This window comes from Actinomycetes bacterium (assembly GCA_035506535.1).
Taxonomy (GTDB): Bacteria; Actinomycetota; Actinomycetes; order DATJPE01; family DATJPE01; genus DATJPE01.
This window is the reverse complement of sequence record DATJPE010000009.1, coordinates 1-7,528: the sequence shown is the minus strand read 5'-3', so window position 1 is coordinate 7,528 and position 7,528 is coordinate 1. Positions and strand designations below refer to the sequence as shown.

Annotated in this window: 8 protein-coding genes; 7 read left to right on the top strand and 1 reads right to left on the bottom strand. The window is 72.4% G+C overall.

Annotated features, from left to right (window positions below):
- On the bottom strand, positions 1-583 hold a 583-nt coding region (locus VMI11_01610), incomplete at its 3' end, for a hypothetical protein (protein ID HTY71103.1).
- Positions 584-857: 274 nt separating this feature from the next.
- Here VMI11_01610 and recO point away from each other — a divergent pair.
- The 7 genes from recO to dusB form a co-directional block, all read left to right on the top strand.
- Complete coding sequence (recO, locus tag VMI11_01605) at positions 858-1,604, top strand: DNA repair protein RecO (GenBank protein ID HTY71102.1); 747 nt, start codon at positions 858-860, stop codon at positions 1,602-1,604.
- Between the two features lie 52 nt (positions 1,605-1,656).
- Complete coding sequence (locus VMI11_01600; protein HTY71101.1) at positions 1,657-2,457, top strand: isoprenyl transferase; 801 nt, start codon at positions 1,657-1,659, stop codon at positions 2,455-2,457.
- Position 2,458: 1 nt separating this feature from the next.
- Complete coding sequence (locus tag VMI11_01595) at positions 2,459-3,367, top strand: cation diffusion facilitator family transporter (protein HTY71100.1); 909 nt, start codon at positions 2,459-2,461, stop codon at positions 3,365-3,367.
- Positions 3,368-3,384: 17 nt separating this feature from the next.
- A complete protein-coding gene (locus tag VMI11_01590; protein HTY71099.1) occupies positions 3,385-3,702 on the top strand; it encodes an antibiotic biosynthesis monooxygenase in 318 nt (105 codons plus the stop codon).
- 35 nt (positions 3,703-3,737) lie between these two features.
- Positions 3,738-5,117, top strand: a complete 1,380-nt coding sequence (locus VMI11_01585) for a glycine--tRNA ligase (protein HTY71098.1) — start codon at positions 3,738-3,740, stop codon at positions 5,115-5,117.
- 12 nt (positions 5,118-5,129) lie between these two features.
- Complete coding sequence (locus VMI11_01580) at positions 5,130-6,611, top strand: hypothetical protein (protein ID HTY71097.1); 1,482 nt, start codon at positions 5,130-5,132, stop codon at positions 6,609-6,611.
- Positions 6,608-7,528 (top strand): tRNA dihydrouridine synthase DusB (gene dusB / locus VMI11_01575; protein ID HTY71096.1); only part of this gene is annotated, 921 nt, incomplete at its 3' end. The genes VMI11_01580 and dusB, both read left to right, overlap by 4 nt.

Here is a 7,528-nt window from a genome sequence, read left to right as displayed (position 1 = left end):
CCTCCAGCTGGGCCAGGGTCTGTGCTGGTTGTCGCTCCACGACCTGCGGGAGGTGATGGACGACGACGATCCCGATCGCGGTCGCCTCGGTGTGCTGAGCGACGGTCCTGGCCCAGTCCTCGGGCGAGGAGTGTCGACGGGCAGCATCGAAGACGCTCCTGGCGGCGGGCGCCACTCTCATCCCCTCGATCACCACCGGCGCAGGGAGCCGGATGGTCCGTTCCACCAGGACGAAGCCGCTGGTCCCACGCTGCCGATGGTCGCCTACGAGGACGTGGATCGGTGGGACCGGGAAGCTCCGGCGAACGCCATGCAGGCGCAGCGCGGCACCGCCTGTGATCATGGCTTGGGGGCCGGCGTACAGCAGCGCCGCGCGTAGTTGTTGGCGCGGGCTGATCGGCCCGGTCTGGAGAGCGAGGATGCCCGGCAGGACTCGCTGCCATCGCCTCCCCTCGTGGCATCGCGCGGCAACCGTGGAGCCTGGTACCCCAAGCTCCTCCAGCTGGGCCCGCGTGATGAGTCCATCCTGCAGGTCGGCGACGGCCTCGATGGCGAGGGTGTCGTAATCCCGGCGTCGTGGCACCTCCCCAGCGTCCGATCTGGCAGCACGCCTCTGGAGTCGGCCGTCGGATCTGTGGAGTGAGGTCGTGGCCTCCGTCCCACGTGGACAAGACTCCGGTCCACCCCCCGGCTCCGAATGAACGCGGCGTTCCAGCGGACCTATTGGAGGAATGCCGCGTTCATTCGAAGGATTGGTCGGGGGTGGGTGGGAGGATCGGGCGGCGGCGCGGATCGGGCGGGCGGCGCGGATCGGGCGGGCGGCGCGGAGTGAGGGTGGCGGTGGGTGAGTAGTGGCGGTGAGTGAGGGGCGGTTCGGCCTCTACCGGGACGAGGGGGTCGTCCTCCGTACGCAGAAGCTCGGCGAGGCCGACCGGATCGTGACGCTGCTCACCCGCGGCAACGGGCGGGTCCGGGCGGTCGGCAAGGGCGTGCGGCGTACGTCGTCCCGGTTCGGCGCGCGCCTGGAGCCGTTCAGCCACGTCGACGTGCAGTTCCACGTCGGTCGCAGCCTCGACATCGTCACCCAGGTCGAGTCGCTGCACCCGTACGGCCGACCGATCGTCGAGGACTACGCCCGGTACACGGCAGGGACCGCGATGCTCGAGACGGCCGAGCGTCTCACGCCCGAGGAGCGAGACCCCGCGACCCAGCTCTACCTGTTGCTGGTCGGCGGGCTGCGCTCGCTCGCGGCCGGCGAGCACGACCCCGGTCTGGTCCTCGACGCGTTCCTGCTCCGCGCGCTCGCCCTCTCAGGGTGGGCGCCGAGCTTCGCCGACTGCGCGGTCTGTGGCGCGGACGGCCCCCACCGCTGGTTCAGCGTCGGCGGGGGCGGGGCGACCTGCGCGCAGTGCCGCCCGGCGGGCGCCGCGACGCCGGCGGCGGACACGCTGCGCCTGCTCGGCGCGCTCCTCACCGGCGACTGGCCCACGGCGGACTCCAGCGAGGGGCGGCACCGGCGGGAGGGCAGCGGCCTGGTGGCAGCGTTCCTGCAGTGGCACCTCGAGCGAGGGCTGCGCTCGCTGCGCCTCGTCGAACGCGGCTGAGCGCCTCACTAGGGTCAGAGCGAACACCCGACCAGCCGACCCGGAGGAGACCCTGCCCCGACCCCCGACCCCGCACTCCTCGGGCGCCCGGCCGCCCGCGATCGCGGCCGAGCTCGTCCCGCGGCACGTCGCCGTCGTCATGGACGGCAACGGCCGCTGGGCGAAGGCGCGCGGCCTGCCGCGGACCGCCGGCCACGAGGCGGGCGAGGCGGCGCTCTTCGACGTCGTGGAGGGTGCCCTCGAGCTCGGCGTCGGCTACCTGTCGGCCTACGCGTTCTCGACCGAGAACTGGCGCCGTTCGCCGGACGAGGTGCGCTTCCTCATGCGCTTCAACCGCGACGTGATCCGCCGGCGGCGCGACGAGATGCACGCGATGGGGGTTCGCGTGCGCTGGGCCGGACGGCGCCGGCGGCTGTGGAAGAGCGTCATCGACGAGCTGGAGGAGGCAGAGCGGCTGACCGCGGGCAACGACCGGCTCACCCTGACCATGTGCGTCAACTACGGCGGGCGCGCCGAGATCGTCGACGCGGTGCAGGCGATCGCCCGCGAGGCCGCGGCGGGGCGGCTGGACCCCGATGACGTCGACGAGGGCACCGTGCAGGCCCACCTCGACGAGCCGGACCTGCCCGACGTCGACCTGTTCGTCCGCTCCTCGGGCGAGCAGCGCATCTCCAACTTCATGCTCTGGCAGAGCGCGTACGCCGAGTTCGTCTTCCTCGAGGAGATGTGGCCCGACGTCGACCGCCGGCACCTCTGGCAGGCCTGCGAGCGCTACGCGGCCCGGGACCGCCGGTACGGCGGCGCCGCCCCGAACCCCGCCACGTCCCGGCCGGCCAGGAGCGGGGCGACCTGACGTGGGCCACGGCCACGATGTCTCCGCGGGCCAGCAGCACCGGTGGCGGCTGGCTGTCGCCCTCGGCCTGTCCCTCGTCGTGCTGCTCGTCGAGGTGGTCGGGTCGGCGGTCCTCGGCAGCCTCGCCCTGCTCGCCGACGCGGGGCATGTCCTGACCGACGTCGCGGGGCTCGGGCTGGCCCTGACCGCGATCAGCTTCGGTAAGCGGCCGCCGACGCCGCGTCGCACGTACGGCCACCAGCGCCTGGAGATCCTCGCCGCCGCGTTCAACGCCTGCGTCCTGTCCGTCGTCGGGGTCATCGTGGTCATCGAGGCGGTACGGCGCTGGGGCTCGCCGCCCACCATCTCCGGGAGCGCCCTCCTCGCCGTCGCCTGCGTGGGCCTGGTCGCCAGCACGGCCGCCCTGCTCGTCCTGCGTTCCGGGTCGCGGGAGAGCCTCAACGTCCGCGGCGCCTACCTGGAGGTGCTCAGCGACCTCCTCGGCTCGGCCGCCGTGGTGGTCGCGGCCATCGTCATCCTCCTCACCGGCTGGTACGGCGCGGACACCCTGGCTGCCGTGCTCATCGGGGCGATCGTGCTGCCGCGGGCGTTCTTCCTGCTCCGGGACACTGTGGACGTGCTCATGCTCGCCACCCCCCGCGACGTGGAGCTGGAGCAGGTACGTCGCCACGTGCGCGACGTACCCGGCGTGCTCGACGTCCACGACCTGCATGCATGGACGATCACCAGCGGGATGCGGGTGCTGTCCGCCCACGTCGTCGTCGAGCCGGACGCCCTCGCGGGTGAGGGTCATGGGGTGATGCTCGACCGGCTCGGGGAGTGCCTCGCCGAGCACTTCGACGTCGAGCACTCGACGTTCCAGCTCGAACCGGCGGAGCACGCCGCCCACGAGCAGGGCTCGCACCCCTGACCCGCGAGGATCAGGGCGTGCTGTCCGTCCTGCACTTCACCGTCGCCTCGGCCGAGGAGCAGCGCTTCGTCGCCGACGGGCGTACCGCTCTGGCGCTGCTCGCCACCAAGCCGGGCTGGCGCGACGGTCGGCTCGCCCGCGCGGCCGACGACCCCGGCCAGTGGGTGCTCGTCACCTCGTGGGAGGGCGTGGGCCAGTACCGCAGGGCCGTGGGAGCCCACGACGTCAGGGCGCTGCTCACGCCGTTCCTCGCGCGGGCGCAGGACCGGCCCAGCACCTTCGAGGTGGTCGTGGCGCTGGACGGGGAGGGCACTGAGCACCTCCGGTTACCCTAAGGGGCCCCCGACACCCAGCCGGACCGGAGAACCCCGTGGCCGAAGACATCGTCGACAAGGTCGTCAACCTCGCCAAGCGGCGGGGATTCGTGTTCGCGTCAGGGGAGATCTACGGCGGTACGCGCTCCGCGTGGGACTACGGGCCCCTCGGTGTCGAGCTCAAGGACAACGTCCGCCGTCAGTGGTGGCGGGCGATGGTGCAGGAGCGCGACGACATCGTCGGCCTGGACAGCGCGGTGATCCTGCCGCGCGAGACCTGGGAGGCCTCCGGGCACGTCGAGACCTTCACCGACCCGCTGGTGGAGTGCACGTCCTGCCACCACCGCTTCCGCGCGGACACCCTCACCGAGGAGTTCGCGGCTCGCAAGGGACGCGACGACGCGCAGCTGTCGGAGGTCCCCTGCCCGAACTGCGGGACGCGCGGCCAGTACACCGAGCCACGCCAGTTCTCGGGACTGCTCAAGACCTATCTCGGCCCGGTGGAGTCCGAGGAGGGCCTGCACTACCTGCGGCCGGAGACCGCGCAGGGCATCTTCCTCAACTTCCTCAACGTCATGGGCACCGCCCGCAAGAAGCCGCCGTTCGGGATCGCGCAGACCGGTAAGTCGTTCCGCAACGAGATCACTCCAGGGAACTTCATCTTCCGGACGCGGGAGTTCGAGCAGATGGAGATGGAGTTCTTCGTCGAACCGGGCACCGACGAGCAGTGGCACGAGTACTGGCTGCAGGCGCGCTGGGACTGGTACGTCGACCTCGGCCTGCGCCCGGAGAACCTGCGCCTGTTCGAGCACCCGCAGGAGAAGCTCAGCCACTACTCCAAGCGGACCGTCGACATCGAGTACCGGTTCCGCTTCGGCGGCACCGAGTTCGCCGAGCTCGAGGGGATCGCCAACCGGACCGACTTCGACCTCAAGTCCCACTCGAAGCACTCCGGCGCCGACCTGACGTACTTCGACCAGGACAAGGGCGAGCGCTGGACGCCGTACGTCATCGAGCCGGCCGCCGGCCTGACCCGGGCGACGCTGGCGTTCCTCCTCGACGCCTACGCCGAGGACGAGGCGCCCAACACCAAGGGCGGCGTGGACACCAGGACCGTGCTGCGCCTCGACCCCCGGCTCGCGCCGGTCAAGGTCGCCGTGCTGCCCCTGTCGCGCAACGAGGACCTCTCGCCCCGGGCGCGCGACCTCGCGGCGGCCTTGCGCAAGCGCTGGAACGTCGAGTTCGACGACGCCCAGGCGATCGGGCGCCGATACCGGCGTCAGGACGAGATCGGGACGCCGTACTGCGTCACCGTCGACTTCGACACCCTCGAGGACTCCGCGGTCACCATCCGCGAGCGGGACTCGATGACCCAGGAGCGGATCGCGATCGAGGGTGTCGAGTCCTGGCTCCTCGAGCGCCTTCCGGCCTGCTAGCCGGATTCGTCGATGAGCAGCGCTGCCGCAGTGGCGCGTGGTCGCGACATCCTTCGCGACCGACGGCTGGCCGTCGTCGCGCTGCTCGTCGTCTCGATCGGCTGGCTGGCCGCGTCGCGGCTAGCGGTCAGCCCTCACCTCCCGCTCGGCTACGACGAGGCGGTCTACCTGAGCCAGGCCTCGACGAGGCCCCACCTGGTCTGGACCGCCCCCCGGGCCTACGGGCTGCCGCTGCTGGTGTGGCCGGTGGCCCACTACACGGCGTCGCTGGGGATCACCCGCTCCTACCTCAGCGGGCTGTCCAGCGCGTTCATGTTCCTCGCGTACCTGCCCTGGGTACGTATCTGCCGGTGGACGGCGGTCACCGCGGCGCTGCTGTTCGCGAGCCTGTGGGTGTCGACCTTCTATTCCAGCCAGGCGATGCCGAATCTGTTCACCGCACTGGCCGGGGTCGGCGGCGTCGGATCGGTGGCGGTCGCCCTGGTGCGCCGCCGACGGTCGTACCTGGCGGCGGCAGTCTTCGCGTTCGGGGTCATGTCGCTGGTCCGGCCCTCGGACGCCGTGTACGCCATCGTGCCCGTCCTCGTCGCCCTCGCTGCCTTTCGTACCCCTGGGCGGGCCGCGCGGCTCCGCGCCGGCGGGGCCGCGATCCTGGGTCTGGCGATCGGGTGGGGGTTCTGGACCGTCGAGGCGTTCGTCAACTTCGGGGGGCCGCTGCACCGGCTGCGCGAAGCCAGCTCGCAGGACGGTGGCCTGCACTTCAACCTGCGCTTCCTCGCCCACACGGTGTCCGGACCGGTCGCCGGGCGGGCCGTCCACGCGGCAGCCGCCACACGTCTGTGGTGGTGGCTGATGTGGCCGCTGGCCCTGCTCGGGGTCTGGTTCGCCCGTGGCGCGGCCCGCCGCGCCTACGTGCTGTGCGCCGCGGCCGCCGCCGGGGTCTTCGTGCAGTACCTGTTCTTCATCAAGGTCGAGGCTCCCGGACCTCGTGTGCTCCTGCCCGTCTACGCGCTGCTGTCCGTCCCCGTCGCCCAGGCGCTGATCAGCGCGGTCCGACGGTGCCGTGCCGGAGCGGTGCGCACTGCTGCCGCGACGGCCGTCGTGCTGCTGGTGCTGGTGAACTCCCTGGGCCAGTACAGCCTGGTCCGGGTCAACGCGAGGCAGCAGGCGGCCGTGCGCGCTGCGCCGTACCAGGTCGTCGACCAGCTTCGGGCCGCGGGCGTGCGGGAACCGTGCGTCCTCGCCGGGCCCAACCTCCCCGTCATCGCCTACGAGCTCGGTTGCCACGAGGTACGTGGCCTGCCGACCCCGGCCGATGTCGAGCGCGCTCGCGCGCACGGCTACACCCTGCACGCGGTCCTCTGGGACACCCCCAGCGTGCTCCGGCTCGGCCCGCGCTACGAGGAGCGGCTGGCCGGCTGGCAGCTGGTCCGCCTCCCGAGGCCGTCCGGCCACGAGACGCTGCTCTTCACCGACGTCCCGGCGGGGCCGTGACCGCGCCGCCGCTGCTGCTCGACGGGGTCGGTGTCGTCGACCCGCCCGTCGTCCTCGCCCCGATGGCCGGCATCACCAACGCCGCCTTCCGGCGGCTGTGCCGCGAGTACGGCGCCGGGCTGTACGTCTGCGAGATGATCACGACGCGCGCGCTGGTCGAGCGCGACGCCGAGACGATGCGGATGATCCGCTTCCACCCTGACGAGGCACCGCGCTCGGTCCAGCTCTACGGCGTGGACCCCAATGTCGTCCACGAGGCGGTCCGCATCGTCGTCGGCGAGGGGCTGGCCGACCACGTCGACCTCAACTTCGGCTGTCCCGTCCCGAAGGTGACCCGCCGCGGGGGCGGCTCGGCGCTGCCGTGGAAGCGCCGGCTGTTCCGCTCCGTCGTCCGGGCCGCCGTGCGCGCCGCCGACGGGGCCGTGCCGGTGACGGTGAAGCTGCGCAAGGGGATCGACGACGCGCACCTCACCTTCCTCGAGGCCGGCCGGGCCGCCGCCGAGGAGGGGGTCGCGTGGGTCGCGCTGCACGGGCGCACCGCCGCCCAGATGTACACCGGTACGGCCGACTGGGCGGCGATCGCCGAGCTCAAGGCCGCCCTCGACGTGCCCGTCCTCGGCAACGGCGACATCTGGACGGCAGGGGACGCGCTCCGGCTGATGGCCCGGACGGGCGCGGACGGCGTGGTCGTCGGCCGCGGCTGCCTCGGCCGACCGTGGCTGTTCCGGGACCTGGCCGCCGCCTTCGCGGGGGAGCCGGTGCCGCCGGCGCCCGGCCTGGCCGAGGTGACCCGGGTGCTGCGTCGTCACGTCGACCTGCTCGTCGAGACCTATGACGGCGACGAGGACAAGGCCTGCCGTGACATCCGCAAGCACGTGGCCTGGTACCTCAAGGGCTTCCGCGTGGGCGGCCCGACC

Bases quoted from the DNA above. Each gene is read 5' to 3' on its own strand.
- VMI11_01580 (HTY71097.1), top strand. From the start codon at position 5,130: ATGAGCAGCGCTGCCGCAGTGGCGCGTGGTCGCGACATCCTTCGCGAC.